Below are 24,724 nucleotides of genomic sequence, written 5' to 3' on the forward strand. Positions count from 1 at the left end.
GTTCGGTGGAGGGGATCTTAAGTTGAGTGCGGACTTCGGGACAAATGTTAACGAGCAGTTTTTCGTAATGGAAGACGAGGAAATTGTCGATTTGGTTCACCAAGGCGACAGCGAAGCATTGGATTTTTTAATCCATAAGTATCGAAATTTTGTACGTGCGAAAGCAAGATCCTATTTTTTAATTGGCGCGGATAAGGAAGATATTGTTCAAGAAGGAATGATTGGTCTGTATAAGGCGATTCGCGATTTTAGGGAGGACAAGCTGACCTCCTTTAAAGCATTCGCCGAATTATGCATTACACGGCAAATCATCACAGCCATCAAAACGGCAACAAGGCAGAAGCATATTCCGTTAAATTCCTATGTTTCTTTGGACAAGCCTATTTACGATGAAGAATCAGACCGAACGTTGATGGATGTATTATCGGGTGCAAAGGTTCTCGACCCGGAAGAGCTAATCATCAACCAGGAAGAGTTTGACCATATAGAAGTAAAAATGACGGAATTGCTAAGTGATTTAGAACGAAAGGTATTGGCCTTGTATTTGGACGGGCAATCGTACCAGGAAATTTCTGAAGAACTTAACCGTCATGTGAAATCGATCGATAATGCCCTGCAGCGTGTAAAAAGAAAGCTAGAGCGGTACCTGGAGTTTCGTGAGTTTTCACTATAAAGTTTGTATGCGCTCCCAGAATTATGTCAGTTCATTGAATCTCCTGTCGAATGTTATTGACAATAAATAGGTGTCATGTTACATTTTTAAGGATATATTGAGGGTGTCTAAGAATGAGTAAAAAGAGAGTTCTTGCCTGCACAGTCTGCGGCTCAAGAAATTATTCCACTGTCAGTAAGGATACACAAACTGAGAGATTGGAATTAAATAAATATTGTAAAACCTGTGGTGAGCATACTGTCCATCGTGAAACGAAATAAAAGATTAACATTCTAGCATTGCTATTTACGATAGTTGGGGGTTTACTAAATGTCTCGCATAAAGAATTTCTTCAGTGACGTAGTTCGTGAAATGAGAAAGGTCAGCTGGCCAAAACGCGGAGAACTGACTCGCTCTACTGTTACCGTTATAACAACTGTTGCTTTTTTCGCCGTTTTCTTTGCTGTTTTAGATTTGGGAATTTCAAAATTGATTCGTTTAATTCTTGAATAATAACTTGTACTTCATGGTATAATGGAAAACACAAGGAATTTTTAGCAGAAAACCCGTCATTAGCGGGTTTTTTAATTTGCTCAAAAAAATAATTGAATTTAAATTAGGGAGGGACGGACGCACAAGTCCTCTTAAATGGAAAAGAATTGGTATGTTGTTCATACTTACTCAGGCTATGAGAATAAGGTAAAGGCTAATTTAGAAAAACGTGTGGAATCCATGGGCATGGCAGATAAAATCTTTCGTGTCGTAGTTCCGGAAGAAGAAGAAACAGAAATTAAAAACGGTAAGAAAAAGGTTGTCAAACGTAAGGTATTCCCTGGTTATGTGTTGGTTGAGCTAGTGATGACCGACGATTCTTGGTATGTCGTACGGAATACACCGGGTGTAACAGGGTTCGTTGGTTCTGCTGGATCAGGTTCAAAACCGACGCCGCTGCTTCCGGAAGAAGTGACCGGTTTGCTAAAACGTATGGGCGTAGAAGAAAAACGTGTTGACGTTAACTACGAAATCGGCGAAACCGTCAAAGTTAAAGAAGGCCCATTCGCCAACTTCACAGGAGTCGTCGAAGAAATGGACAAGGACAAAGCCAAACTTAAAGTACTAGTCAACATGTTCGGCCGCGACACCCCAGTAGAACTTGAATTCACACAAATTGATAAGCTTTAAATAAAAATAATAATAAAAAGTTGAAGATAGGTTTTCTCCCCTGTTGATTGGAGTGGAGGGCACGAAGACTCCTGCGGGAGTACGGTTCAGGGGAGACCCCGCAGGCGCGATAGCGCCGAGGAGGCTCCCCGAAACGCCCGCGGAAAGCGAAGTGCCCGGAGCTCCAATCAACAGCCCTTTTTCGGAGCATAAAAAGCCAATTTTAAAGAAATATTATCTGATATTGTAAAAAAACTTGAAATCAGTTTTAAAAAATGATAATATTTCATAGGTCAGTATGTCTAAGGAAAACTCCTTGGACAAGACTTTTGTCAAGCTCTTTGTATTCATATAAAGACTTCAGATGAGTGGGAGGGTTAATACCCTATTAACCACATCACGGACTTTAAGGAGGTGTGTCTCGTGGCTAAAAAAGTAATTAAAGTTGTTAAATTACAAATCCCTGCTGGTAAAGCAAACCCTGCGCCGCCAGTTGGTCCTGCACTAGGTCAAGCCGGTGTAAACATCATGGGATTCTGTAAGGAATTTAACGCTCGTACAGCAGATCAAGCTGGATTGATTATTCCTGTTGAAATCACGGTGTTTGAAGACCGTTCATTTACATTTATTACGAAAACTCCTCCTGCTGCCGTTCTTTTGAAAGTAGCAGCTGGAATCCAGTCTGGTTCAGGCCAGCCTAACCGTAATAAAGTAGCAACAGTAAAGCGTGATAAAGTACGCGAGATTGCGGAACAAAAAATGCCTGACCTAAACGCAGCTAGCGTTGAAGCAGCAATGCGCATGGTTGAAGGTACTGCACGCAGCATGGGTATCGTTATCGAAGACTAATCCATGTAAGTAACTGTTATGTTGTAATGAAGGGGTTGCGCAGTTTTAAAACACTCGCAACCTTTTTCGTGGGAGTTATACGACGTTAAAACCACAATTTAGGAGGAAATAAAAATGGCTAAAAAAGGTAAGAAGTACCTAGAAGCTGCAAAGCTTGTAGATCGCTCAAAAGCTTACCCAATTGCAGAAGCAATTGAACTTGCTAAGCAAACAAATTTTGCAAAATTCGATGCAACTCTTGAAGTTGCCTTCCGCTTAGGCGTAGATCCTAAGAAAGCTGACCAGCAAATCCGTGGAGCAGTTGTGCTTCCAAACGGAACTGGTAAAACTCAACGCGTATTAGTATTCGCGAAGGGTGAAAAAGTGAAAGAAGCAGAAGCAGCTGGCGCTGATTATGTTGGCGATGCAGAATACATCAACAAAATCCAACAAGGTTGGTTCGAGTTCGATGTAATCGTAGCAACACCTGACATGATGGGTGAAGTTGGTAAATTAGGTCGTACTTTAGGACCTAAAGGCTTAATGCCAAACCCTAAAACAGGCACAGTTACATTTGATGTAACAAAAGCAATCAATGAAATTAAAGCAGGTAAAGTTGAATACCGTGTTGACAAAGCTGGAAATATCCACGTGCCTATCGGTAAATCTTCTTTCGAAAACGAAAAGCTTGTTGAGAACTTCACTACTGTGTTCGAAACAATGTTAAAAGTAAAGCCATCTGCTGCTAAAGGTACTTACATGAAGAACGTAACTGTTACTTCAACAATGGGACCTGGAATCAAGGTAGATCCTTCTACTGTTGCAGCAAAATAAGGTAACTAATTTTACCAATTGACAATCGAAATTAGATTTTATATAATCAATTTTGTTGTTTAATATAACAAACATTTGTACCGTAGACAGCAGGGGCTTATGTGCTTAATAATCCTGCCGAGGTTATGCGATAAATTAAGCTATCTTTTTAGCTGATTATGCTGCCTCTATGTCTAATTTATGATATAGAGGCATTTTACTGACCGGTATAAATGTAGACATTCTACAGGAGGTGTTAAGATGAGCAGTGCAATCGAAGCTAAAAAACAGGTTGTCGAAGAAATTGCTGAAAAACTAAAAGCTAGCGTATCAACAATTGTTGTTGACTACCGTGGTCTTACAGTTGGTCAAGTGACTGAACTTCGTAAACAGCTTCGCGAAGCTGGCGTTGAGTTCAAGGTTTATAAAAACTCTATGACTCGCCGTGCGGCTGAAGAAGCAGGTCTTGCTGGCTTAAACGATGCATTAACAGGTCCTAACGCAATCGCGTTCAGTACTGAAGATGTAGTAGCACCAGCGAAAATCTTAAACGATTTTGCTAAAAAGAACGAAGCGTTAGAATTAAAAGCGGGTGTTATCGAAGGTAACGTCGCAACTGTTGAAGAGGTTAAAGCTCTTGCTGAACTTCCTTCACGCGAAGGCTTGCTTTCTATGTTACTCAGCGTGCTTCAAGCACCAATCCGCAACCTTGCTCTTGCAGCAAAAGCAGTTGCAGATCAAAAAGAAGAACAAGGCGCGTAAGTTAAAACTTATCGCTTAACCAATAACGGAATGAAAATTAAGGAGGAAAATTAAAATGACTAAAGAACAAATCATTGAAGCAGTTAAATCTATGACTGTTTTAGAACTTAACGATCTTGTAAAAGCAATCGAAGAAGAATTCGGCGTAACTGCTGCTGCTCCTGTAGCAATGGTTGGCGGCGCAGGTGCTGCTGCTGTTGAAGAGCAAACTGAGTTTGATGTAATCCTAGCTTCTGCTGGCGATCAAAAAATCAAAGTTATCAAAGTTGTTCGTGAAATCACTGGTCTTGGACTTAAAGAAGCAAAAGACCTTGTTGACAACACTCCAAAGCCTGTTAAAGAAGGCGTCTCTAAAGAAGAAGCTGAAGAAATCAAAGGCAAACTTGACGAAGTTGGAGCAAACGTTGAAGTTAAGTAATCTTAACGTTATAAAAAAGTCCGCTGCATAAGCGGGCTTTTTTTGGCTATCTTAAAAAAGGTCCTGGTACCTCATTGTCTTCTATCCTATATCCTCGGGAGGTGAGTCGTTTGACTGAACACTACTATTCTCGTACCCAAAAGGTTGAAAGTGACCCGAAGTATTGGGACTTCACCTTAAAAAACCATCAATTTCGGTTTAAAACGGATAACGGAGTTTTTTCAAAAAGAGAGGTAGATTTTGGCTCACGTCTATTAATTGAATCTTTTACGATTCCGGAAATAAACGGTCCCATTCTAGATGTTGGCTGCGGATATGGCCCCATTGGTTTATCTATTGCAAAGGCCAACCCTGACCGGATTATTCATATGGTTGATGTGAATGAACGGGCTCTTGAATTGGCGGGGGAAAATGCCCTTCTCAACAAAATACAGAATGTAAAAATCTATGAAAGTGACCGGCTGCTTAGTGTAAAGGAAGATTCTTTTTCCGCTATTTTAACTAATCCCCCCATTCGTGCCGGGAAAAAGACTGTTCATGATATTTTTGAACAAGCTTATGAGCGTCTTGCTTCCCGCGGTGAATTATGGGTAGTCATTCAAAAGAAGCAGGGAGCTCCCTCAGCGATGGAGAAAATGAAAGAACTGTTTTCTAATGCTGAAGTAATTGACAAATCAAAAGGATATTTCATCATAAGGGCTAAAAAACAGTTGACTTGATATTGTCGTTGTGATAGCATTATAAAATGCCATCATAATATTTACCGAATTATTCCTATAAATACATTTTGCCAGTATAAAATAGGGATAAAAAGGAAATGATGACAAAATAATACTCAAAATGTGAAAATGTGGTTTTTGGGAAAAAACCCTTTTTCTTTTTGTCTTTTGGATAGGGCTTTAAAGCGCTGCTCAAAAGATGTGCATAGATTTTTAAATTACGCTTGATTTGAGGGGTGAATCAGTTGACAGGTCAACTAGTTCAGTATGGACGCCACCGGAAGCGGAGGAGTTACGCACGAATCAGTGAAGTTTTAGAGTTACCAAATCTTATTGAAATCCAAACCGCTTCTTATCAGTGGTTTCTTGATGAGGGATTGCGTGAAATGTTCCAGGATATTTCACCGATTGAAGATTTTACAGGTAACCTATCACTGGAATTTATTGATTACAGTCTTGGCGATCCAAAGTATTCTGTAGAAGAATCAAAAGAACGGGACGTTACATATTCTGCTCCATTGCGTGTCAAAGTACGTCTTGTAAACAAAGAAACAGGCGAAGTGAAGGATCAAGATGTATTCATGGGTGATTTTCCGTTAATGACGGAAACCGGCACGTTTGTTATTAATGGTGCAGAACGCGTTATTGTTTCGCAGCTGGTGCGCTCACCGAGCGTTTATTTCAGCGGAAAGACCGATAAAAACGGAAAAAAGGGCTACACAGCTACTGTCATTCCGAACCGCGGCGCATGGCTTGAATATGAAACAGATGCCAAGGATGTCGTATATGTCAGAATCGATCGTACTCGGAAACTGCCCGTTACGGTTCTTTTGCGTTCGCTTGGCTTCGGCTCTGATCAAGAAATTCTTGAATTGATTGGTGATAACGAATACCTCCGCAACACGCTTGAAAAAGATAATACGGAAGGTATTGATAAAGCGTTACTTGAGATTTACGAACGTCTTCGTCCAGGTGAACCTCCGACTGTTGAAAATGCGAAGAATTTATTAATTTCTCGTTTCTTTGATCCGAAACGATATGACCTGGCTAATGTAGGCCGCTATAAAATTAATAAAAAGCTTCACATTAAAAACCGCCTTTTCAATCAGCGCTTGGCGGAAACGCTGGCAGACCCTGAAACAGGTGAAATTATTGCAGAAAAGGGAACTGTTTTGGACAGAAGAAACCTCGACAGGATCCTGCCTGCACTTGAGAAAAATGTCAATTTCAGAAGCTACAACCCTGTTGGTGGTGTGGTGGAAGAAGAAATCATTATGCAGGGCATCAAGATTTACGCTCCTGGCGATGAAAATGAAAAGGTTATTAATGTCTTAGGCAATGCCTATGTGGCAGAACCGATTAAAAATATCACTCCTGCCGATATTATTGCGTCAATCAGCTACTTCTTTGATTTGCTGCACGGAGTAGGCGATACAGATGATATCGACCATTTGGGGAACAGACGTCTTCGTTCTGTTGGTGAGCTTTTGCAGAACCAATTTCGAATTGGATTGTCCCGGATGGAGCGTGTTGTTCGTGAGAGAATGTCTATTCAAGACACAGCAACGATAACGCCGCAACAGTTAATCAATATTCGTCCAGTTATTGCTTCCATCAAAGAGTTCTTCGGAAGTTCACAGTTATCACAGTTCATGGATCAGACAAACCCGCTTGCGGAATTAACCCATAAGCGTCGTTTATCAGCGCTTGGACCAGGTGGTTTAACACGTGAACGTGCCGGTATGGAAGTTCGTGACGTTCACTACTCTCACTATGGCCGGATGTGTCCGATTGAAACACCGGAAGGTCCGAACATTGGCTTGATTAACTCATTATCAAGCTATGCAAAAGTTAATCGCTTTGGATTTATAGAAACACCTTACCGCCGTGTTGATCCTGATACAGGTAATGTGACAGACCGAATTGATTATTTAACAGCCGATGAAGAGGACAATTATGTTGTCGCTCAGGCGAATGCCCGTCTTGGTGATGATGGCTCCTTCCTTGATGAAGATGTTATTGCCCGCTTCCGTGGTGAGAACACGGTTGTTAGACGCGACCGGGTCGATTATATGGACGTATCACCAAAGCAGGTTGTTTCAGCTGCAACGGCATGTATTCCGTTCCTTGAAAATGACGACTCCAACCGTGCACTGATGGGTGCAAACATGCAGCGTCAGGCTGTGCCATTAATGCAGCCTGAGGCGCCAAGAGTTGGTACCGGCATGGAATATGTCTCCGGAAAAGACTCCGGTGCAGCGGTTGTTTGTAAGCATGATGGTATTGTGGAACACGTTGAAGCCCGTCAGGTATGGGTGCGTCGTGTGAAAGAGATAGATGGTCAAGAGGTTAAAGGTGACCTCGATAAATACCGGATGTTGAAATTTATCCGTTCCAACCAAGGAACATGCTATAACCAGCGTCCGATTGTGGCTGTTGGCAACCGTGTCAAAAAAGGTGAAATTCTTGCTGATGGTCCATCTATGGAGCTTGGCGAATTAGCGTTAGGAAGAAACGTTCTTGTTGCATTCATAAATTGGGATGGATACAACTATGAAGATGCGATTATCATGAGTGAACGTCTTGTAAAAGACGATGTCTATACTTCTATTCATATCGAGGAATATGAATCTGAATCTCGTGATACAAAGCTTGGACCAGAGGAAATTACTCGTGATATTCCTAACGTTGGTGAAGATGCCCTTCGCAATCTTGATGAGCGCGGTATTATCCGCATTGGTGCAGAAGTAAAAGACGGAGACCTTTTAGTGGGTAAGGTTACACCAAAAGGGGTAACAGAATTGACCGCTGAAGAACGTCTCTTACATGCTATTTTCGGTGAAAAGGCTCGTGAAGTCCGTGATACTTCTCTTCGTGTTCCACACGGCGGAGGCGGTATTGTTCTGGATGTAAAAGTCTTTAACCGTGAAGATGGCGATGAACTGCCTCCAGGCGTTAATCAGTTAGTCCGTGTCTATATCGTTCAAAAGCGGAAAATCTCCGCAGGCGATAAAATGGCTGGACGCCACGGGAATAAAGGGGTTATCTCAAGAATTTTACCGGAAGAGGATATGCCATTCCTTCCAGATGGCACACCGGTTGATATTATGTTAAATCCATTAGGGGTACCTTCTCGGATGAATATCGGGCAGGTTCTTGAGCTTCACTTAGGTATGGCTGCCAGAGCTCTTGATATTCATGTTGCAACGCCAGTTTTTGACGGTGCACGTGAGGAAGATGTATGGGCAACGATTGAGGAAGCCGGCATGGCCCGCGATGCCAAAACGGTTCTTTATGACGGCCGTTCGGGTGAACCATTTGATAACCGTGTATCAGTCGGGGTCATGTATATGATCAAGCTTGCCCACATGGTTGACGATAAATTGCATGCACGTTCAACAGGTCCTTACTCACTTGTTACACAGCAGCCGCTTGGCGGTAAAGCCCAGTTTGGCGGACAGCGTTTCGGTGAGATGGAGGTATGGGCGCTTGAAGCATATGGTGCTGCATACACGCTGCAGGAAATTCTTACGGTTAAATCGGATGACGTGGTTGGCCGGGTAAAAACATATGAAGCCATTGTAAAAGGCGAAAATGTTCCAGAACCGGGCGTTCCTGAGTCATTTAAAGTATTAATCAAAGAACTTCAAAGTTTAGGTATGGATGTCAAAATCTTATCCGGTGATGAAGAAGAGATTGAAATGCGCGATATGGAAGATGAAGAGGACATACAACAAGTTGACACATTAAACATCGTTCCTGACGCACCAAGCTTTGAATCCGAAAAAGTAGGTTCAAAAGAGTAATCCATTCTTAGTTTAAGCGCACTTAAGAGAATAGCTCCTGCTGTGAACAAGCTATTGCTGTTCCTTGGTGCGCTTTTAAGCTTTTATATAAGGGTAAAACCTGGACATAAATAGGGAGGTAGGCCCCTTGCTGGACGTTAATAATTTTGAGTACATGAAAATAGGTCTTGCTTCACCGGATAAAATCCGTTCTTGGTCATTCGGTGAGGTTAAAAAACCTGAAACCATTAACTATCGTACGTTAAAGCCAGAAAAGGACGGTTTATTCTGTGAAAGAATTTTTGGTCCTACAAAGGATTGGGAATGTCATTGCGGAAAGTACAAGCGTGTCCGTTATAAAGGTGTTGTCTGTGACCGATGCGGTGTTGAAGTTACTCGTGCAAAGGTCCGCCGCGAACGAATGGGGCATATTGAACTTGCCGCACCTGTTTCGCATATCTGGTATTTTAAAGGCATTCCAAGCCGAATGGGGCTTGTTTTAGACATGTCTCCAAGGGCGCTTGAAGAAGTCATTTACTTTGCTTCATATGTAGTGACAGAATCAGGTGACACTGCACTTGAAAAGAAACAGCTTTTATCAGAAAAAGAATATCGTGCCTATCGTGAAAAGTACGGTAATAAATTCCAAGCATCTATGGGTGCAGAAGCCATCAAGAAACTGCTATCAGATATCGATTTAGACAAAGATGTTGATGGTTTAAAAGAGGAGCTTAAAACAGCTCAAGGCCAACGCCGTACACGTGCGATTAAACGTCTTGAGGTTCTCGAAGCATTCCGTAATTCCGGGAACGAACCATCTTGGATGGTGTTAGACGTTCTTCCGGTCATTCCACCGGAGCTGCGTCCAATGGTTCAATTGGATGGCGGAAGATTTGCGACTTCTGACTTAAACGATTTATATCGCCGTGTGATTAACCGCAACAACCGTTTAAAGCGTTTATTAGACTTGGGTGCGCCTAGCATTATCGTTCAAAACGAAAAGCGGATGCTCCAGGAAGCAGTCGACGCTTTAATTGACAACGGCCGCCGCGGCCGCCCAGTTACAGGTCCTGGTAACCGTCCATTAAAGTCACTGTCCCATATGTTGAAAGGTAAGCAAGGGCGTTTCCGTCAAAACTTGCTTGGAAAACGGGTTGACTATTCCGGACGTTCGGTTATCGTCGTAGGTCCTAATCTAAAAATGTATCAATGCGGGCTTCCGAAAGAAATGGCACTTGAATTATTTAAGCCATTTGTGATGAAGGAGCTTGTTGAAAAGGGATTAGCCCATAATATTAAATCAGCTAAGCGCAAAATTGAAAGAGTGTCCCCAGATGTTTGGGATGTGCTTGAAGATGTCATTAGGGAGCATCCGGTTCTATTAAACCGCGCCCCAACTCTTCACCGTTTAGGGATTCAGGCGTTTGAGCCGACATTGGTTGAAGGACGCGCGATTCGTCTTCACCCGCTTGTATGTACTGCATACAATGCCGATTTTGACGGAGACCAAATGGCTGTGCACGTACCGCTTTCTTCAGAAGCGCAGGCGGAAGCCCGCCTTTTAATGCTTGCTGCACAAAACATTCTTAACCCGAAAGATGGTAAACCGGTTGTTACTCCTTCACAGGACATGGTATTAGGAAACTATTATCTAACTCTTGAAAGAGAAGGTGCCGTCGGTGAGGGCATGGTGTTTAATGATACGGACGAAGCCCTTCTTGCCTATCAAAACGGCTATGTTCACCTGCATACAAGGGTTGCTGTTAATGCCGGTAAATTAGGAAATGAGACTTTTACAGAAGAACAAAACAACAAGCTGTTAATCACAACCGTTGGTAAGCTTGTGTTTAATGAGATTCTTCCTAAATCATTCCCTTATATCAATGAACCAACTAAACACAATTTAGAGGTTGAAACTCCTGCTAAGTACTTTGTTGAAAAAGGCGAGGATATCAAAGAAAAGATTAAAAATATGCCTTTGATTGATCCGTTTAAGAAGAAAATTCTTGGTAATATCATTGCGGAAGTATTCAAGCGTTTCAAAATTACCGAAACATCCAAAATGCTCGACCGCATGAAGGATTTAGGTTTCAAATATTCAACTAAAGCCGGTATTACTGTTGGTGTTGCCGATATCGTCGTACTTAAAGAGAAAGAGCAAATTCTTCATGATGCGCAGGCTAAGGTTGATAATGTTACTAAACAGTTTAGACGTGGTTTAATTACAGAGGATGAGCGTTATGACCGTGTCATCTCTATTTGGAGCCAGGCGAAGGATACTATTCAAGGTAAATTGATGAAATCTTTGAATAAGACTAACCCAATTTTCATGATGAGTGACTCTGGTGCCCGTGGTAACGCCTCTAACTTTACACAGTTAGCTGGTATGCGTGGTCTGATGGCCAACCCGGCAGGACGTATCATCGAGTTGCCAATCAAATCAAGTTTCCGTGAAGGATTAACAGTATTAGAGTACTTTATCTCCACTCACGGTGCCCGTAAAGGTCTTGCTGATACGGCGCTTAAGACAGCTGACTCAGGTTACTTAACCCGTCGTCTCGTTGACGTTGCTCAGGACGTTATTGTCCGTGAAGATGACTGTGGAACAGACCGCGGCTTTACTATCAGCGCTTTAAAAGATGGTACAGAGGTTATTGAAACACTTGAAGAGCGTCTAATTGGCCGATATGCCCGTACGCCTATTAAACATCCTGAAACAAAGGAAATCCTTGTTCCGGAAAATGGCCTAATTACAGAAGACATTGCCACTGTCATTGTGGAGGCTGGAATCGAAGAGGTTAAAATCCGTTCGGCATTTACATGTAACACCCGCCATGGTGTTTGTAAAAAATGTTACGGCCGTAACCTAGCGACTGGTCAAGAGGTTGAAGTGGGTGAAGCGGTTGGTATTATTGCCGCCCAGTCTATCGGTGAGCCAGGAACTCAGTTAACGATGCGTACATTCCATACAGGCGGTGTTGCGGGGAACGATATTACGCAAGGTTTGCCACGTATTCAGGAAATTTTCGAAGCGCGTAACCCTAAAGGGCAGGCTGTTATTTCGGAAATTGATGGTGTGGTCATCAGCATTAACGAAGGCCGCGACCGCCAGCATGAAATTACTGTTCAAGGTGAAGTTGAGCAGCGCAATTACACTGCTCCGTATACTGGACGTCTGAAGGTTGCTGTCGGAGACCGGATTGAACGAGGTCAGGAATTAACCGAAGGATCAATTGATCCAAAAGAACTGATTAAGGTGAAAGATGTAATTTCCGTTCAGGAATACCTCCTTCGTGAAGTGCAAAAGGTTTACCGGATGCAAGGTGTTGAAATTGGCGATAAGCACGTTGAGGTTATGGTCCGCCAAATGCTCCGCAAAGTGCGTGTAAGTGAGGCTGGAGATACAGATGTATTACCGGGTACACTACTAGACATTCACCAGTTTACGGATGCCAATGAATCAGCTTTACTAAATGGCAAAATTCCGGCTACAGGGCGTCCTGTATTACTTGGTATTACCAAAGCATCTCTTGAAACTGATTCGTTCTTGTCTGCGGCATCCTTCCAAGAAACAACAAGAGTTCTTACCGATGCAGCAATTAAGGGCAAGCGCGATGAATTGCTTGGTTTAAAAGAGAATGTTATCATCGGGAAACTGGTTCCTGCCGGAACAGGTATGCAGCGCTACCGCAAAGCTGAGCCAGTCCTTCGGGATACAACTTCAGAAGAACCGGTAACAATTGATTAAATAAATGTCAGAGGCTGACCTTAGTCAGCCTCTATTTTAAGAAAAAATTTAAATGTTGTGTTGACATCTATTTTCTAAGATGTTACTATATCAAAGGTGCTCCTATACACCTGATACTTTGGAGGATAGCAATCATGTCTTATGAAAAAGTATTGCAGGCGAAGAGTTTTATTATAGGGACAAAACAAGCAGTGAAGGCACTAAAGGAAGGAAAAGTCGAAGAGCTGATTATCGCGGCAGATGCTGACCAAAAAGTTACGGCACTTGTGGTCACAACAGCTCAAGACTTAGATGTTCCTGTTCAGTATGTCGATTCCATGAAAAAACTTGGTAAAGCATGCGGAATACAAGTTGGTGCGGCCGCTGTTGCAATTATCCGTTAAAAACTGTTTTTGTAGATAGAGTAGTCTGCAAAAACTTTGTTTTTGCAAAAAAATGAACCACCTGGATGTGTGGGCTTACAATAAATGAAGGGAGGAAAATAACATGCCTACAATTAACCAATTAGTGCGCAAACCACGTCAGTCAACGACTGAGAAGTCAAAATCACCTGCGCTAAATAAAGGTTATAACAGCTTCAAAAAATCACAAACAAATGTATCTTCACCACAAAAACGCGGGGTATGTACTCGTGTTGGTACAATGACTCCAAAGAAACCAAACTCAGCGTTACGTAAATATGCTCGTGTACGCTTGACAAATGGTATCGAGGTGACTGCATACATTCCTGGTATCGGCCACAACCTTCAAGAGCACAGTGTTGTTCTTATCCGTGGCGGACGTGTAAAAGACTTACCAGGGGTACGTTATCACATCGTACGCGGAGCGCTTGATACAGCTGGAGTTAACAACCGTATGCAAGGCCGCTCAAAATATGGTACTAAGAGACCAAAAGCAGCTAAGAAATAATCATACTAAATAGAAGCTTCTTTGAAAGGAGGAAAAAGCATGCCACGTAAAGGTCCTGTAGCAAAGAGAGACGTGTTACCAGATCCACTTTACAATTCAAAATTAGTTACTCGTCTTATCAACAAAATGATGATTGACGGTAAAAGAGGTAAATCTCAAGAAATTCTTTACTCTGCATTTAATACAATCCGTGAGCGTTCTGGGAAAGAACCTATGGAAGTATTCGAAGCAGCAATGAAAAATATCATGCCAGTTCTAGAAGTAAGAGCACGCCGTGTCGGTGGTGCTAACTACCAAGTTCCAGTTGAGGTGCGTCCTGACCGCCGTACAACTCTTGGTCTTCGCTGGTTGGTAAACTATGCGCGTCTTCGCGGTGAAAAAACAATGGAAGAGCGCTTAGCGAATGAAATCATGGATGCAGCAAACAACACTGGTGCGTCTGTTAAGAAACGTGAAGATACACACAAAATGGCTGAAGCAAACAAAGCGTTTGCTCACTATCGTTGGTAATCTAACCTTCAAATATAAAAACTTTCTACTAGGAAGGAGAAAGACCCAATGGCAAGAGAGTTCTCCTTAGAAAATACTCGTAATATCGGCATCATGGCTCACATCGATGCCGGTAAAACGACTACCACTGAGCGTGTCCTTTATTACACTGGTAAGATTCATAAAATCGGTGAAACACATGAAGGTGCATCTCAGATGGACTGGATGGAGCAAGAACAAGAACGCGGAATCACAATCACTTCCGCTGCAACAACTGCACAATGGAAAGGCCACCGTGTTAACATCATCGACACTCCAGGACACGTAGACTTCACTGTTGAAGTAGAACGTTCCCTTCGTGTACTTGATGGTGCGGTAGCTGTACTGGATGCTCAGTCAGGTGTTGAACCACAAACTGAAACAGTTTGGCGTCAAGCAACTACTTACGGAGTACCACGTGTAGTATTCGTAAACAAGATGGACAAAATCGGCGCAGACTTCCTGTACTCTGTGAAAACATTACATGAGCGTCTGCAAGCGAATGCTCATCCAATTCAGTTACCAATCGGTGCTGAAGACCAATTCTCAGCCATCATTGACCTTGTGGAAATGAACGCTGTATTCTACGGAAACGACTTAGGAACTGATATTGAAGTTCGTGAGATTCCAGAAGAACACCGTGCACAAGCTGAAGAATATCGTGAAAAATTAGTTGAGGCAGTAGCTGAACTTGATGAAGAGTTAATGGAAAAATACCTTGGCGGAGAGGAAATCTCAAAAGAAGAGTTAAAAGCCGCAATCCGTAAAGGTACTGTTAACGTTGAATTCTACCCAGTTATCTGTGGATCAGCTTTCAAAAACAAAGGTGTTCAGTTAATGTTAGATGCAGTTATCGATTACCTTCCATCTCCATTAGATGTACCTGCCATCAAAGGTCATGCTGTGGATGATGAAGAGGAAATCGTTGAGCGTCACTCAAGTGACGAAGAGCCATTCTCAGCTCTTGCATTTAAAGTTATGACAGACCCTTATGTTGGTAAATTAACGTTCTTCCGCGTTTATTCTGGTACTTTAGAGTCTGGATCATATGTTCAGAACTCAACTAAAGGAAAACGCGAACGTATCGGACGTATCCTGCAAATGCACGCAAACAGCCGTCAAGAAATCTCAAAGGTTTATGCCGGTGATATTGCTGCTGCTGTAGGTTTGAAAGATACAACTACTGGTGATACTCTATGTGACGACAAAAACCCTGTTATCCTAGAGTCTATGCAATTCCCAGAGCCAGTAATCCAGCTTTCAGTTGAACCTAAATCAAAAGCTGACCAAGATAAAATGACAACTGCTCTACAAAAGCTGCAAGAAGAAGATCCGACTTTCCGTGCACATACTGACCAGGAAACTGGACAAGTAATCATCGCTGGTATGGGTGAGCTTCACCTAGATATCATCGTTGACCGTATGCGTCGTGAATTCAAAGTTGAAGCTAATGTAGGTGCACCGCAGGTTGCTTACCGTGAAACATTCCGTGCTTCTGCACAAGTTGAAGGTAAGTTCGCTCGTCAGTCTGGTGGACGCGGTCAATACGGACACGTTTGGATCGAATTCTCACCTAACGAAGAAGGAAAAGGATTCGAGTTCGAAAACGGTATCGTCGGTGGTGTTGTTCCTCGTGAATACATCGCTCCAGTCCAAGCTGGACTTGAAGATGCTCTACAACGCGGTGTTCTTGCTGGATATCCATTAGTTGATATTAAAGCAAGATTATTCGACGGGTCTTACCATGATGTTGACTCCTCCGAAATGGCGTTTAAGATTGCCGCTTCACTGGCTCTTAAAAATGCTGCTTCTAAGTGTCAGCCTGTAATTCTTGAGCCTATGATGAGAGTTGAAGTTGTTATCCCTGAAGAATATCTAGGTGATATCATGGGACAAATTACTGCTCGTCGTGGACGCGTAGAGGGTATGGAAGCTCGTGGTAATGCACAAGTTGTTCGTGCTATGGTACCTCTATCAGAAATGTTTGGTTATGCAACTGCACTTCGTTCTAGCACACAAGGTCGTGGAGTATTCTCTATGCACTTTGATCACTACGAAGAAGTACCTAAATCAGTTTCTGAAGAAATCATCAAAAAAAATAAAGGTGAGTAATTGATTTTCACCTGTCTTTAAAGTATAACTACTTATGTAAGAATGGAAACTGTGAAATGAGGATAACCTCTTTACAGTTTCCGCTTAAATATACTTAATTTTTATAATCCAAAGGAGGATTTTCCAAATGGCAAAAGCTAAATTCGACCGTTCAAAGCCACACGTTAACATTGGTACAATCGGACACGTTGACCATGGTAAAACTACTTTAACTGCTGCAATCACTTCTGTACTTGCAAAACAAGGTAAAGCAGAAGCTCGTGCATACGATCAAATCGATGGTGCTCCAGAAGAAAGAGAACGTGGTATCACAATCTCTACTGCACACGTTGAGTATGAAACTGATGCACGTCACTATGCACACGTTGACTGCCCAGGACACGCTGACTATGTTAAAAACATGATCACTGGTGCTGCACAAATGGACGGCGGTATCTTAGTTGTATCTGCAACTGATGGTCCAATGCCACAAACTCGTGAGCACATCCTTCTTTCTCGTCAGGTAGGCGTACCTTACCTTGTTGTATTCATGAACAAGTGTGACATGGTTGACGACGAAGAATTACTTGAATTAGTAGAAATGGAAATTCGTGATCTTCTTTCTGAATATGATTTCCCTGGCGATGACACTCCAGTTATCAAAGGTTCTGCTCTTAAAGCATTAGAAGGCGATGCTGCATGGGAAGAAAAAATTATCGAACTTATGGATGCTGTTGACAGCTACATTCCAAACCCAACTCGTGACACTGACAAGCCATTCATGATGCCAGTTGAGGACGTATTCTCGATCACTGGTCGTGGTACAGTAGCTACAGGACGCGTTGAGCGTGGCGTAGTTAAAGTTGGTGACGTAGTTGAAATCGTTGGTTTCACTGAAGAGCCAAAATCTACAACTGTAACAGGTGTAGAAATGTTCCGTAAGCTTCTTGACTTTGCTGAAGCTGGTGACAACATTGGTGCCCTTCTTCGTGGTGTAGCACGTGAAGAAATCGAGCGTGGACAAGTTTTGGCTAAGCCAAAGTCCATCACTCCACACACAAAGTTCAAAGCACAAGTTTACGTATTATCTAAAGAAGAAGGTGGACGTCATACTCCATTCTTCTCAAACTATCGTCCACAATTCTATTTCCGTACTTCTGATATCACTGGTATCATCATTCTTCCAGAAGGTACTGAAATGATCATGCCTGGCGATAACACAGAAATGACTGTTGAGCTTATCGCTCCAGTTGCGATTGAAGAAGGAACTAAGTTCTCTATCCGTGAAGGTGGACGTACTGTAGGTTCAGGTTCAATCACTACAATCGTTGAGTAATCAAACAATAACGGAAGCAGCTGGGTGACGATCCAGCTGCTTTTTTATATTATTCATTTAAAAATATTCCGTGTTTCTTCTATATAATTATGAATGTCTAAATGTAATTAAATTAGGAGATTACTGGAGATTAATATTATGTGTTGAAATCATGTATATCAGCCGTTATAATAATAAAAGTGTTTAGGACATAAGACTAAAAAAAATCGTAATAAATGTTGCGTTTGCTTTATGTTTTATGTATAATAGACAATGTTGGTCTTTGACTGCGATGATGTGAGAGGTTGCTGACACACCCGGCCGCTTTGCCATGGCGCTGTGTTAGGGAAATTCTCACTGAGAAATGTCTATTTTAAAAATAGGCGAATAAAGGAGGGAAAATAATGGCAAAACAAAAAATTCGTATCCGCTTAAAAGCATATGATCACAGAATCCTTGATCAATCTGCAGAAAAAATCGTTGAAACAGCAAAACGTTCAGGTGCAGCAGTGTCTGGTCCGATTCCGCTTCCAACTGAAAAATCTGTATATACGATTCTTCGTGCGGTTCACAAGTACAAAGATTCTCGTGAGCAATTTGAAATGCGGACACATAAGCGTCTAATCGACATCGTTAATCCAACTCCACAAACAGTTGATGCATTAATGAGATTAGATTTACCATCCGGTGTAGATATCGAAATCAAATTATAATCAAATAAATTTATACAAAATTAGGAGGTGTGACTTACATGACCAAAGGAATCTTAGGAAGAAAGATTGGTATGACTCAAGTATTTGCTGAGAACGGAAACTTAATTCCTGTAACAGTAGTTGAGGTAGCTCCAAACGTTATTCTTCAAAAGAAATCTGCGGAAACTGATGGCTACGAGGCTATTCAGGTAGGTTTCGAAGATAAACGTGAAAAGTTAGCTAACAAACCTGAAAAGGGACATGTTGCAAAAGCGAATACTGCTCCTAAGCGCTTCGTTCGCGAATTCCGCGGAGATGACTTAGCAGGCTTTGAAGTTGGTCAAGAAGTCAATGTTGATATTTTCGCTGCAGGCGATTTAGTAGATGTAACAGGAATCTCAAAGGGTAAAGGTTTCCAAGGCTCTATCAAGCGCCACGGACAATCTCGCGGCCCAATGGCTCACGGCTCTCGTTACCATCGTCGTCCTGGTTCAATGGGACCAGTTGCTCCAAACCGTGTATTCAAAGGTAAATTATTACCTGGACGTATGGGCGGAGAGCAAGTTACTGTTCAAAACCTTGAAGTCGTTAAGGTTGACACTGAGCGTAATCTTCTTTTAATCAAAGGTAACGTTCCAGGTGCGAAAAAAGCATTACTAAAAATCAAAGGTGCGGTTAAAGCATAATCACTTCATAAGAAAGGAGGAACATAGGAATGCCGAAAGTAGCATTATTTAACCAAAGCGGTTCACAAGTTGGTGAAATCGAGTTAAACGAATCCGTATTTGGTATTGAACCTAACCAACACGTATTATTTGAAGCGATCATTATGCAAAGAGCTTCTTTACGTCAGGGAACTCATAAAGTTAAAAATCGTTCTGAGGTAGCCGGCGGTGGTCGTAAACCATGGCGCCAAAAGGGAACAGGTCGTGCTCGTCAAGGGTCTATCCGTTCTCCACAATGGCGCGGAGGTGGTACTGTATTTGGTCCACAACCACGCAGCTACAGCTATAAATTACCGAAAAAAGTTCGTCGTTTAGCAATCAAATCTGCATTATCTTCTAAAGTTCTAGAAGAAAAAGTGTTAGTACTTGAAAGCTTAGCTTTCGATGCACCAAAAACAAAAGACTTCAAAGCTGTTTTAAATGGTCTTTCTGTTGAGAAAAAAGCATTAATCGTTACAGCTGACCTTGATGAAAACGTAGCATTATCTGCTCGCAACATTCCTGGTGTGACAGTTGTAACTGCTGATGGAATCAACGTATTAGACGTTGTAAATCATGATAAATTAATCATGACAAAAGCAGCGGTTGAAAAAGTAGAGGAGGTGCTTGCATAATGGATGCACGCGATATCATTAAGCGCCCCGTTATCACTGAACGTTCTACTGACCTAATGGCTGAAAAGAAATATACTTTTGAAGTAGATGTTAAGGCTAATAAAACTCAAGTTAAAGATGCTGTCGAAGAAATCTTTGGCGTAGAAGTTGATAAAGTCAACATCATGAACTACAAAGGTAAGTTCAAGCGTATGGGTAAATTTGGCGGTTACACAAACAAACGCCGCAAGGCAATCGTTAAACTAACTGCTGACAGCAAAGAAATCGAATTCTTTGAAAGCTAAAATCTAATATAAGAGGAGGGAAATAAAATGGCGATTAAAAAGTACAAACCTACCTCTAACGGACGTCGTGGGATGACTGTTTCTGATTTCGCTGAAATCACAACAAGCACACCTGAAAAATCACTTTTAGCTCCTTTAAAGAGCAAAGGCGGCCGTAACAACCAAGGTAAGTTAACTGTTCGTCATCAAGGTGGCGGCCATAAGCGTCAATATCGTTTAATCGACTTTAAACGTAACAAAGATGGCATTCCTGGACGCGTTGCCACTATCGAATACGATCCAAACCGTTCTGCAAACATTGCACTAATCAACTATGCTGATGGTGAAAAGCGTTATATCTTAGCTCCAAAAAATCTTGAAGTAGGCATGGAAGTAATGTCGGGCCCTGAGGCAGATATTAAAGTGGGTAACTCACTTCCATTAGCAAATATTCCTGTTGGTACAGTAGTACACAACATCGAATTAAAACCAGGTAAAGGCGGCCAGTTAGTTCGTTCTGCTGGAACAAGCGCTCAAGTACTTGGTAAAGAAGGTAAATACGTACTTGTACGTTTAACTTCTGGTGAAACACGCATGATTCTTTCTGAATGCCGTGCATCTATCGGTCAAGTAGGAAACGAACAGCATGAACTTATTAAAATTGGTAAAGCTGGTCGTTCTCGCTGGTTAGGCAAGCGCCCAACTGTCCGCGGATCTGTTATGAACCCTAACGATCACCCACACGGTGGTGGTGAAGGACGTTCACCAATCGGACGTAAGTCTCCAATGACTCCTTGGGGCAAACCGACTCTTGGTTACAAAACTCGCAAGAAGAAAAACAAATCCGACAAACTTATTATTCGTCGTCGTAAAAAATAACGTGATTGAACTACGGTTCAAAGACAGAGCCGTAGACCACTCACGAAGGGAGGTTCATTCATGGGTCGCAGCTTAAAAAAAGGACCATTCGTTGATGATCATTTAATGGTTAAGGTTGAAAAGTTAAATGAATCCGATAAGAAGCAAGTGATTAAAACTTGGTCTCGTCGTTCTACGATTTTCCCACAATTTATCGGTCATACGATCGCCGTTTATGATGGCCGTAAACATGTGCCTGTGTATGTTACTGAAGACATGGTAGGACACAAGCTTGGAGAATTCGCTCCAACACGTGCTTACAAAGGTCATGGTAACGATGATAAGAAAACAAGACGTTAAGAGAGGAGGGCATCCCAATGCAAGCTAAAGCTGTTGCAAGAACAGTCCGTATTGCTCCTCGTAAAGTCCGCTTAGTCGTCGATTTAATTCGAGGAAAGCAAGTTGGTGAAGCGGTGGCGATTTTAAATCTGACTCCGAAGGCTGCTTCTCCAGTTGTTGAAAAGGTTTTAAAATCCGCTATGGCAAATGCTGAGCACAATTATGAAATGGACGTAAATAACTTGGTTGTATCCCAAGCATTCGTTGATGAAGGTCCAACCTTAAAACGTTTCCGTCCACGCGCTATGGGCCGTGCAAGTCAAATCAACAAGCGCACAAGCCACATTACAATCGTTTTATCAGAGAAGAAGGAGGGATAAGCTGTGGGTCAAAAAGTAAATCCAGTCGGTTTGCGTATCGGGATCATCCGTGATTGGGAATCTAAATGGTACGCAGGTAAAGACTTTGCTGATCTTTTACACGAAGACATTAAGGTTCGTGAATACATCACGAAGCGCTTAAAAGATGCTTCTGTGTCTAAAGTTGAAATCGAACGTGCTGCGAACCGTGTTAACGTCACAATCCATACAGCGAAGCCTGGTATGGTAATCGGTAAAGGCGGTACTGAAGTGGAATCACTTCGTAAAGCATTAAACCAATTAACTGGCAAACGCGTTCATATCAACATTCTTGAAATCAAGAAGGCTGATGTTGATGCGAAGTTAGTTGCTGAAAACATTGCTCGTCAATTAGAAAACCGCGTATCTTTCCGCCGCGCACAAAAGCAAGCAATTCAACGTGCTATGCGTGCTGGTGCAAAAGGTATTAAAACAATGGTATCCGGTCGTCTTGGTGGTGCCGATATCGCTCGTTCAGAACATTACAGCGAAGGAACTGTTCCACTTCATACACTTCGCGCTGATATCGACTATGCTACAGCAGAAGCTGATACTACTTATGGTAAACTTGGTGTAAAAGTATGGATCTATCGTGGAGAGATCCTTCCTACTAAGAAGAAAACTGGGGAAGGAGGCAAATAATCATGTTATTGCCAAAACGCGTAAAATTCCGCCGTCAACATCGTGGTAACATGCGTGGAAACGCAAAAGGCGGTACTGAAGTATCATTCGGTGAATTCGGTCTGCAATCAATGGAAGCATCCTGGGTAACAAACCGTCAAATCGAAGCTGCTCGTCGTGCGATGACTCGTTACATGAAACGTGGCGGTAAAGTTTGGATTAAGATTTTCCCTCACAAGCCATATACTGCAAAGCCTCTAGAAGTACGGATGGGTTCCGGTAAAGGTTCACCTGAAGGCTGGGTGGCAGTAGTTAAGCCAGGAAAAATCATGTTTGAAATTGCCGGCGTTTCTGAGGAAATTGCTCGTGAAGCTCTTCGTCTTGCAGCACACAAACTTCCTGTAAAGTGCAAGTTTGTAAAACGTGAAGAAATTGGTGGTGAATCAAATGAAAGCTAATGAAATTCGTGACCTTACCACTGCTGAAATTGAACAAAAAGTAAAATCTTTAAAAGAAGAGCTTTTCAACCTTCGCTTTCAATTGGCGACTGGACAACTTGAAAATACAGCTCGTATCCGTGAAGTACGCAAATCAATCGCTCGCATGAAAACTGTGATTCGCGAGAGAGAAATCAGCGTTAATAAGTAAAATCCGAGAGGAGGTTCACGAGTGATGAGTGAACGTAACCAGCGCAAGGTTTACACTGGACGCGTTGTTTCTGACAAAATGGATAAGACTGTAACTGTTCTTGTCGAAACATACAAAAAGCATCCCCTTTACGGTAAACGCGTAAAGTACTCTAAAAAGTACAAAGCTCATGATGAGCAAAACCAAGCAAAAGTTGGCGACATCGTACGTATTATGGAAACTCGCCCGCTTTCAGCTACAAAACGCTTCCGTTTAGTTGAAGTAGTAGAAAAAGCAGTTATTATTTAATTGTTCGGAGATAGTTTTTCCGAAGGGAGGTTACACACATGATTCAACAAGAATCACGTTTAAAAGTTGCTGACAACTCTGGTGCTCGTGAAGTGCTTACCATTAAAGTTCTTGGTGGTTCTGGCCGCAAAACGGCTAACATCGGCGATATTATCGTTTGTACAGTGAAACAAGCAACACCTGGTGGCGTTGTTAAAAAAGGTGATGTTGTTAAGGCTGTTGTTGTTCGTACAAAGAGCGGTGTCCGCCGTCCTGACGGTTCCTACATCCGTTTTGATGAAAATGCATGTGTAATTGTAAAAGAAGATAAGAGCCCACGTGGAACTCGTATCTTTGGACCAGTTGCCCGCGAACTTCGCGACAATAACTTTATGAAAATTGTTTCTCTAGCTCCAGAAGTACTATAATTATAAATTCCAATTGCCTTTAAGGAGGTGCTTACGGATGCATGTAAAAAAAGGTGATAAGGTCAGAGTCATCTCTGGTAAGGATAAAGGCAAGACAGGTACAATCCTGGCTGCTTATCCTAAAGAAAGCCGTGTTCTTGTAGAAGGCGTGAACATCGTGAAAAAACACGCTAAACCTTCACAAGCAAACCCACAGGGCGGCATTATCAGCTTCGAGGCTCCAATTCATGTATCAAATGTAATGCCTATCGATCCTAAAACAGGTAACCCTACACGTGTAGGTTACAAATCGGTTGATGGCAAAAAAGTCCGAGTAGCAAAATCCGGTGAATTATTAGATAAATAGTCTAAAGAAGAAGGGAGGTACACTCAATGAACCGCCTAAAAGAAAAGTATGTAAAAGAAATCACTCCTGCTCTTATGAGCAAGTTCAACTATAAATCCATTATGCAAGTACCTAAGATTGAAAAAATCGTTATAAACATGGGTGTTGGTGACGCAGTTCAAAATGCTAAAGCCCTTGATAATGCAGTTGAAGAATTAGCAATGATCACTGGTCAGAAGCCTTTAGTAACTCGTGCGAAAAAGTCTATCGCTGGTTTCCGTCTTCGTGAGGGAATGCCGATTGGTGCAAAAGTCACTCTTCGCGGTGAGCGTATGTATCAATTCCTTGATAAGTTAGTTTCTGTTTCCTTACCACGTGTACGTGACTTCCGTGGTGTTTCTAAAAAAGCATTTGATGGTCGCGGCAACTACACATTGGGTATTAAAGAACAGCTAATTTTCCCTGAGATTGATTACGATAAGGTAAGCAAGGTTCGTGGTATGGATATCGTTATCGTAACAACTGCAAATTCCGATGAAGAGTCTCGTGAATTATTAACTCAAGTCGGAATGCCGTTCCAAAAGTAATCGCTAAATAAGGAGGCGAAAACGTGGCTAAGAAGTCAATGATTGCGAAACAAAAGCGCACGCCTAAATACAAAGTACAAGAGTACACACGCTGCGAACGCTGTGGCCGTCCACACTCTGTATATCGTAAATTTAAGCTTTGCCGTATTTGTTTCCGTGAATTAGCATACAAAGGACAAATTCCTGGTGTTAAAAAAGCTAGCTGGTAAAACTAGAGTTTGTGGAAGGAG

Annotated in this window: 31 protein-coding genes and 1 other annotated feature; all 31 genes read left to right on the top strand. The window is 42.1% G+C overall.

Annotation, left to right across the window (positions count from 1 at the left end):
• Window positions 1–22: 22 nt before the first annotated feature.
• Window positions 23–673, top strand: a complete 651-nt coding sequence (gene sigH, locus QNN06_RS00590; RefSeq protein WP_213121098.1) for an RNA polymerase sporulation sigma factor SigH — start codon at window positions 23–25, stop codon at window positions 671–673.
• A gap of 113 nt (window positions 674–786) precedes the next feature.
• Window positions 787–933 (top strand): 50S ribosomal protein L33, encoded by a 147-nt coding sequence (rpmG, locus tag QNN06_RS00595; RefSeq protein ID WP_213121097.1) that lies wholly within the window; start codon window positions 787–789, stop codon window positions 931–933.
• A gap of 49 nt (window positions 934–982) precedes the next feature.
• A complete protein-coding gene (secE, locus tag QNN06_RS00600) occupies window positions 983–1,165 on the top strand; it encodes a preprotein translocase subunit SecE (RefSeq protein ID WP_213121096.1) in 183 nt (60 codons plus the stop codon).
• 135 nt (window positions 1,166–1,300) lie between these two features.
• Window positions 1,301–1,834, top strand: a complete 534-nt coding sequence (gene nusG, locus QNN06_RS00605; RefSeq protein ID WP_213121095.1) for a transcription termination/antitermination protein NusG — start codon at window positions 1,301–1,303, stop codon at window positions 1,832–1,834.
• Window positions 1,835–2,236: 402 nt separating this feature from the next.
• On the top strand, window positions 2,237–2,662 hold the full coding sequence (rplK, locus tag QNN06_RS00610) for a 50S ribosomal protein L11 (protein WP_042453928.1): 426 nt from the start codon (window positions 2,237–2,239) through the stop codon (window positions 2,660–2,662).
• A gap of 114 nt (window positions 2,663–2,776) precedes the next feature.
• Entirely contained in the window at window positions 2,777–3,475 is a 699-nt protein-coding gene (rplA, locus tag QNN06_RS00615; RefSeq protein ID WP_213121094.1) for a 50S ribosomal protein L1, read from the top strand.
• A gap of 62 nt (window positions 3,476–3,537) precedes the next feature.
• Window positions 3,538–3,682 (top strand) — a sequence feature (ribosomal protein L10 leader region).
• A gap of 33 nt (window positions 3,683–3,715) precedes the next feature.
• A complete protein-coding gene (rplJ, locus tag QNN06_RS00620) occupies window positions 3,716–4,216 on the top strand; it encodes a 50S ribosomal protein L10 (RefSeq protein WP_213121093.1) in 501 nt (166 codons plus the stop codon).
• 55 nt (window positions 4,217–4,271) lie between these two features.
• Window positions 4,272–4,634, top strand: a complete 363-nt coding sequence (rplL, locus tag QNN06_RS00625; protein ID WP_213121092.1) for a 50S ribosomal protein L7/L12 — start codon at window positions 4,272–4,274, stop codon at window positions 4,632–4,634.
• 110 nt (window positions 4,635–4,744) lie between these two features.
• A complete protein-coding gene (locus QNN06_RS00630; protein WP_284036747.1) occupies window positions 4,745–5,353 on the top strand; it encodes a class I SAM-dependent methyltransferase in 609 nt (202 codons plus the stop codon).
• Between the two features lie 245 nt (window positions 5,354–5,598).
• Window positions 5,599–9,159 carry a DNA-directed RNA polymerase subunit beta gene (gene rpoB, locus QNN06_RS00635; RefSeq protein ID WP_217037295.1) on the top strand — a complete coding sequence of 1,187 codons (3,561 nt, stop codon included), beginning with the start codon at window positions 5,599–5,601 and terminating at the stop codon, window positions 9,157–9,159.
• 127 nt (window positions 9,160–9,286) lie between these two features.
• Complete coding sequence (gene rpoC / locus QNN06_RS00640) at window positions 9,287–12,886, top strand: DNA-directed RNA polymerase subunit beta' (RefSeq protein ID WP_213121089.1); 3,600 nt, start codon at window positions 9,287–9,289, stop codon at window positions 12,884–12,886.
• A gap of 134 nt (window positions 12,887–13,020) precedes the next feature.
• Window positions 13,021–13,269: a 50S ribosomal protein L7ae-like protein gene (locus tag QNN06_RS00645; protein ID WP_213121088.1), complete on the top strand. Its 249-nt coding sequence runs from the start codon at window positions 13,021–13,023 to the stop codon at window positions 13,267–13,269.
• A 103-nt stretch (window positions 13,270–13,372) separates the two neighbouring features.
• The gene (gene rpsL, locus QNN06_RS00650) at window positions 13,373–13,795 is read left to right on the top strand and encodes a 30S ribosomal protein S12 (protein WP_213121087.1); all 423 of its coding nucleotides are present in this window, start codon (window positions 13,373–13,375) and stop codon (window positions 13,793–13,795) included.
• A 39-nt stretch (window positions 13,796–13,834) separates the two neighbouring features.
• On the top strand, window positions 13,835–14,305 hold the full coding sequence (gene rpsG, locus QNN06_RS00655; protein ID WP_213148274.1) for a 30S ribosomal protein S7: 471 nt from the start codon (window positions 13,835–13,837) through the stop codon (window positions 14,303–14,305).
• Window positions 14,306–14,353: 48 nt separating this feature from the next.
• On the top strand, window positions 14,354–16,435 hold the full coding sequence (gene fusA, locus QNN06_RS00660) for an elongation factor G (protein ID WP_213121085.1): 2,082 nt from the start codon (window positions 14,354–14,356) through the stop codon (window positions 16,433–16,435).
• 127 nt (window positions 16,436–16,562) lie between these two features.
• The gene (gene tuf / locus QNN06_RS00665) at window positions 16,563–17,750 is read left to right on the top strand and encodes an elongation factor Tu (protein WP_213121084.1); all 1,188 of its coding nucleotides are present in this window, start codon (window positions 16,563–16,565) and stop codon (window positions 17,748–17,750) included.
• Between the two features lie 383 nt (window positions 17,751–18,133).
• Complete coding sequence (rpsJ, locus tag QNN06_RS00670; protein WP_007085291.1) at window positions 18,134–18,442, top strand: 30S ribosomal protein S10; 309 nt, start codon at window positions 18,134–18,136, stop codon at window positions 18,440–18,442.
• 38 nt (window positions 18,443–18,480) lie between these two features.
• Window positions 18,481–19,107, top strand: a complete 627-nt coding sequence (rplC, locus tag QNN06_RS00675) for a 50S ribosomal protein L3 (protein WP_284036748.1) — start codon at window positions 18,481–18,483, stop codon at window positions 19,105–19,107.
• Window positions 19,108–19,136: 29 nt separating this feature from the next.
• Complete coding sequence (gene rplD / locus QNN06_RS00680) at window positions 19,137–19,760, top strand: 50S ribosomal protein L4 (protein WP_213121082.1); 624 nt, start codon at window positions 19,137–19,139, stop codon at window positions 19,758–19,760.
• Window positions 19,760–20,044: a 50S ribosomal protein L23 gene (rplW, locus tag QNN06_RS00685; RefSeq protein ID WP_249367016.1), complete on the top strand. Its 285-nt coding sequence runs from the start codon at window positions 19,760–19,762 to the stop codon at window positions 20,042–20,044. The genes rplD and rplW overlap by 1 nt, the downstream gene beginning before the upstream one ends.
• Window positions 20,045–20,071: 27 nt before the next feature.
• Window positions 20,072–20,902, top strand: coding sequence for a 50S ribosomal protein L2 (gene rplB / locus QNN06_RS00690; RefSeq protein WP_213121081.1), 831 nt, complete (start codon window positions 20,072–20,074; stop codon window positions 20,900–20,902).
• A 60-nt stretch (window positions 20,903–20,962) separates the two neighbouring features.
• Complete coding sequence (gene rpsS / locus QNN06_RS00695; protein ID WP_213121080.1) at window positions 20,963–21,241, top strand: 30S ribosomal protein S19; 279 nt, start codon at window positions 20,963–20,965, stop codon at window positions 21,239–21,241.
• Window positions 21,242–21,258: 17 nt separating this feature from the next.
• A complete protein-coding gene (gene rplV, locus QNN06_RS00700; protein WP_213121079.1) occupies window positions 21,259–21,600 on the top strand; it encodes a 50S ribosomal protein L22 in 342 nt (113 codons plus the stop codon).
• Between the two features lie 3 nt (window positions 21,601–21,603).
• Window positions 21,604–22,260, top strand: a complete 657-nt coding sequence (rpsC, locus tag QNN06_RS00705; RefSeq protein ID WP_213121078.1) for a 30S ribosomal protein S3 — start codon at window positions 21,604–21,606, stop codon at window positions 22,258–22,260.
• Between the two features lie 2 nt (window positions 22,261–22,262).
• Window positions 22,263–22,697 (top strand): 50S ribosomal protein L16, encoded by a 435-nt coding sequence (rplP, locus tag QNN06_RS00710; protein ID WP_284036749.1) that lies wholly within the window; start codon window positions 22,263–22,265, stop codon window positions 22,695–22,697.
• Complete coding sequence (gene rpmC / locus QNN06_RS00715; RefSeq protein ID WP_066321294.1) at window positions 22,687–22,887, top strand: 50S ribosomal protein L29; 201 nt, start codon at window positions 22,687–22,689, stop codon at window positions 22,885–22,887. Before rplP ends, rpmC begins: the two co-directional genes overlap by 11 nt.
• A 24-nt stretch (window positions 22,888–22,911) precedes the next feature.
• Window positions 22,912–23,175 carry a 30S ribosomal protein S17 gene (rpsQ, locus tag QNN06_RS00720; protein WP_066321295.1) on the top strand — a complete coding sequence of 88 codons (264 nt, stop codon included), beginning with the start codon at window positions 22,912–22,914 and terminating at the stop codon, window positions 23,173–23,175.
• Between the two features lie 38 nt (window positions 23,176–23,213).
• Window positions 23,214–23,582, top strand: a complete 369-nt coding sequence (gene rplN / locus QNN06_RS00725; RefSeq protein WP_038538479.1) for a 50S ribosomal protein L14 — start codon at window positions 23,214–23,216, stop codon at window positions 23,580–23,582.
• 37 nt (window positions 23,583–23,619) lie between these two features.
• Window positions 23,620–23,928, top strand: coding sequence for a 50S ribosomal protein L24 (rplX, locus tag QNN06_RS00730; RefSeq protein WP_213121075.1), 309 nt, complete (start codon window positions 23,620–23,622; stop codon window positions 23,926–23,928).
• A 26-nt stretch (window positions 23,929–23,954) separates the two neighbouring features.
• Window positions 23,955–24,494 (top strand): 50S ribosomal protein L5, encoded by a 540-nt coding sequence (gene rplE, locus QNN06_RS00735; protein ID WP_213121074.1) that lies wholly within the window; start codon window positions 23,955–23,957, stop codon window positions 24,492–24,494.
• Window positions 24,495–24,517: 23 nt separating this feature from the next.
• Window positions 24,518–24,703: a 30S ribosomal protein S14 gene (gene rpsN, locus QNN06_RS00740; RefSeq protein WP_009499044.1), complete on the top strand. Its 186-nt coding sequence runs from the start codon at window positions 24,518–24,520 to the stop codon at window positions 24,701–24,703.
• The last annotated feature ends 21 nt before the right edge of the window (window positions 24,704–24,724 follow it).

Origin of the sequence: Neobacillus sp. 114, from assembly GCF_030127045.1 — a bacterium.
GTDB lineage: Bacteria > Bacillota > Bacilli > Bacillales > Cytobacillaceae > Neobacillus > Neobacillus rhizophilus.

Coding starts and splice junctions, on each gene's coding strand:
- rpmG (WP_213121097.1), top strand. CDS start 787: ATGAGTAAAAAGAGAGTTCTTGCCTGCACAGTCTGCGGCTCAAGAAAT.
- secE (WP_213121096.1), top strand. CDS start 983: ATGTCTCGCATAAAGAATTTCTTCAGTGACGTAGTTCGTGAAATGAGA.
- nusG (WP_213121095.1), top strand. CDS start 1,301: ATGGAAAAGAATTGGTATGTTGTTCATACTTACTCAGGCTATGAGAAT.
- rplA (WP_213121094.1), top strand. CDS start 2,777: ATGGCTAAAAAAGGTAAGAAGTACCTAGAAGCTGCAAAGCTTGTAGAT.
- rplJ (WP_213121093.1), top strand. CDS start 3,716: ATGAGCAGTGCAATCGAAGCTAAAAAACAGGTTGTCGAAGAAATTGCT.
- rplL (WP_213121092.1), top strand. CDS start 4,272: ATGACTAAAGAACAAATCATTGAAGCAGTTAAATCTATGACTGTTTTA.
- QNN06_RS00645 (WP_213121088.1), top strand. CDS start 13,021: ATGTCTTATGAAAAAGTATTGCAGGCGAAGAGTTTTATTATAGGGACA.
- rpsL (WP_213121087.1), top strand. CDS start 13,373: ATGCCTACAATTAACCAATTAGTGCGCAAACCACGTCAGTCAACGACT.
- rpsG (WP_213148274.1), top strand. CDS start 13,835: ATGCCACGTAAAGGTCCTGTAGCAAAGAGAGACGTGTTACCAGATCCA.
- fusA (WP_213121085.1), top strand. CDS start 14,354: ATGGCAAGAGAGTTCTCCTTAGAAAATACTCGTAATATCGGCATCATG.
- tuf (WP_213121084.1), top strand. CDS start 16,563: ATGGCAAAAGCTAAATTCGACCGTTCAAAGCCACACGTTAACATTGGT.
- rpsJ (WP_007085291.1), top strand. CDS start 18,134: ATGGCAAAACAAAAAATTCGTATCCGCTTAAAAGCATATGATCACAGA.
- rplC (WP_284036748.1), top strand. CDS start 18,481: ATGACCAAAGGAATCTTAGGAAGAAAGATTGGTATGACTCAAGTATTT.
- rplD (WP_213121082.1), top strand. CDS start 19,137: ATGCCGAAAGTAGCATTATTTAACCAAAGCGGTTCACAAGTTGGTGAA.
- rplW (WP_249367016.1), top strand. CDS start 19,760: ATGGATGCACGCGATATCATTAAGCGCCCCGTTATCACTGAACGTTCT.
- rplB (WP_213121081.1), top strand. CDS start 20,072: ATGGCGATTAAAAAGTACAAACCTACCTCTAACGGACGTCGTGGGATG.
- rpsS (WP_213121080.1), top strand. CDS start 20,963: ATGGGTCGCAGCTTAAAAAAAGGACCATTCGTTGATGATCATTTAATG.
- rplV (WP_213121079.1), top strand. CDS start 21,259: ATGCAAGCTAAAGCTGTTGCAAGAACAGTCCGTATTGCTCCTCGTAAA.
- rplP (WP_284036749.1), top strand. CDS start 22,263: ATGTTATTGCCAAAACGCGTAAAATTCCGCCGTCAACATCGTGGTAAC.
- rpmC (WP_066321294.1), top strand. CDS start 22,687: ATGAAAGCTAATGAAATTCGTGACCTTACCACTGCTGAAATTGAACAA.
- rpsQ (WP_066321295.1), top strand. CDS start 22,912: ATGAGTGAACGTAACCAGCGCAAGGTTTACACTGGACGCGTTGTTTCT.
- rplN (WP_038538479.1), top strand. CDS start 23,214: ATGATTCAACAAGAATCACGTTTAAAAGTTGCTGACAACTCTGGTGCT.
- rplX (WP_213121075.1), top strand. CDS start 23,620: ATGCATGTAAAAAAAGGTGATAAGGTCAGAGTCATCTCTGGTAAGGAT.
- rplE (WP_213121074.1), top strand. CDS start 23,955: ATGAACCGCCTAAAAGAAAAGTATGTAAAAGAAATCACTCCTGCTCTT.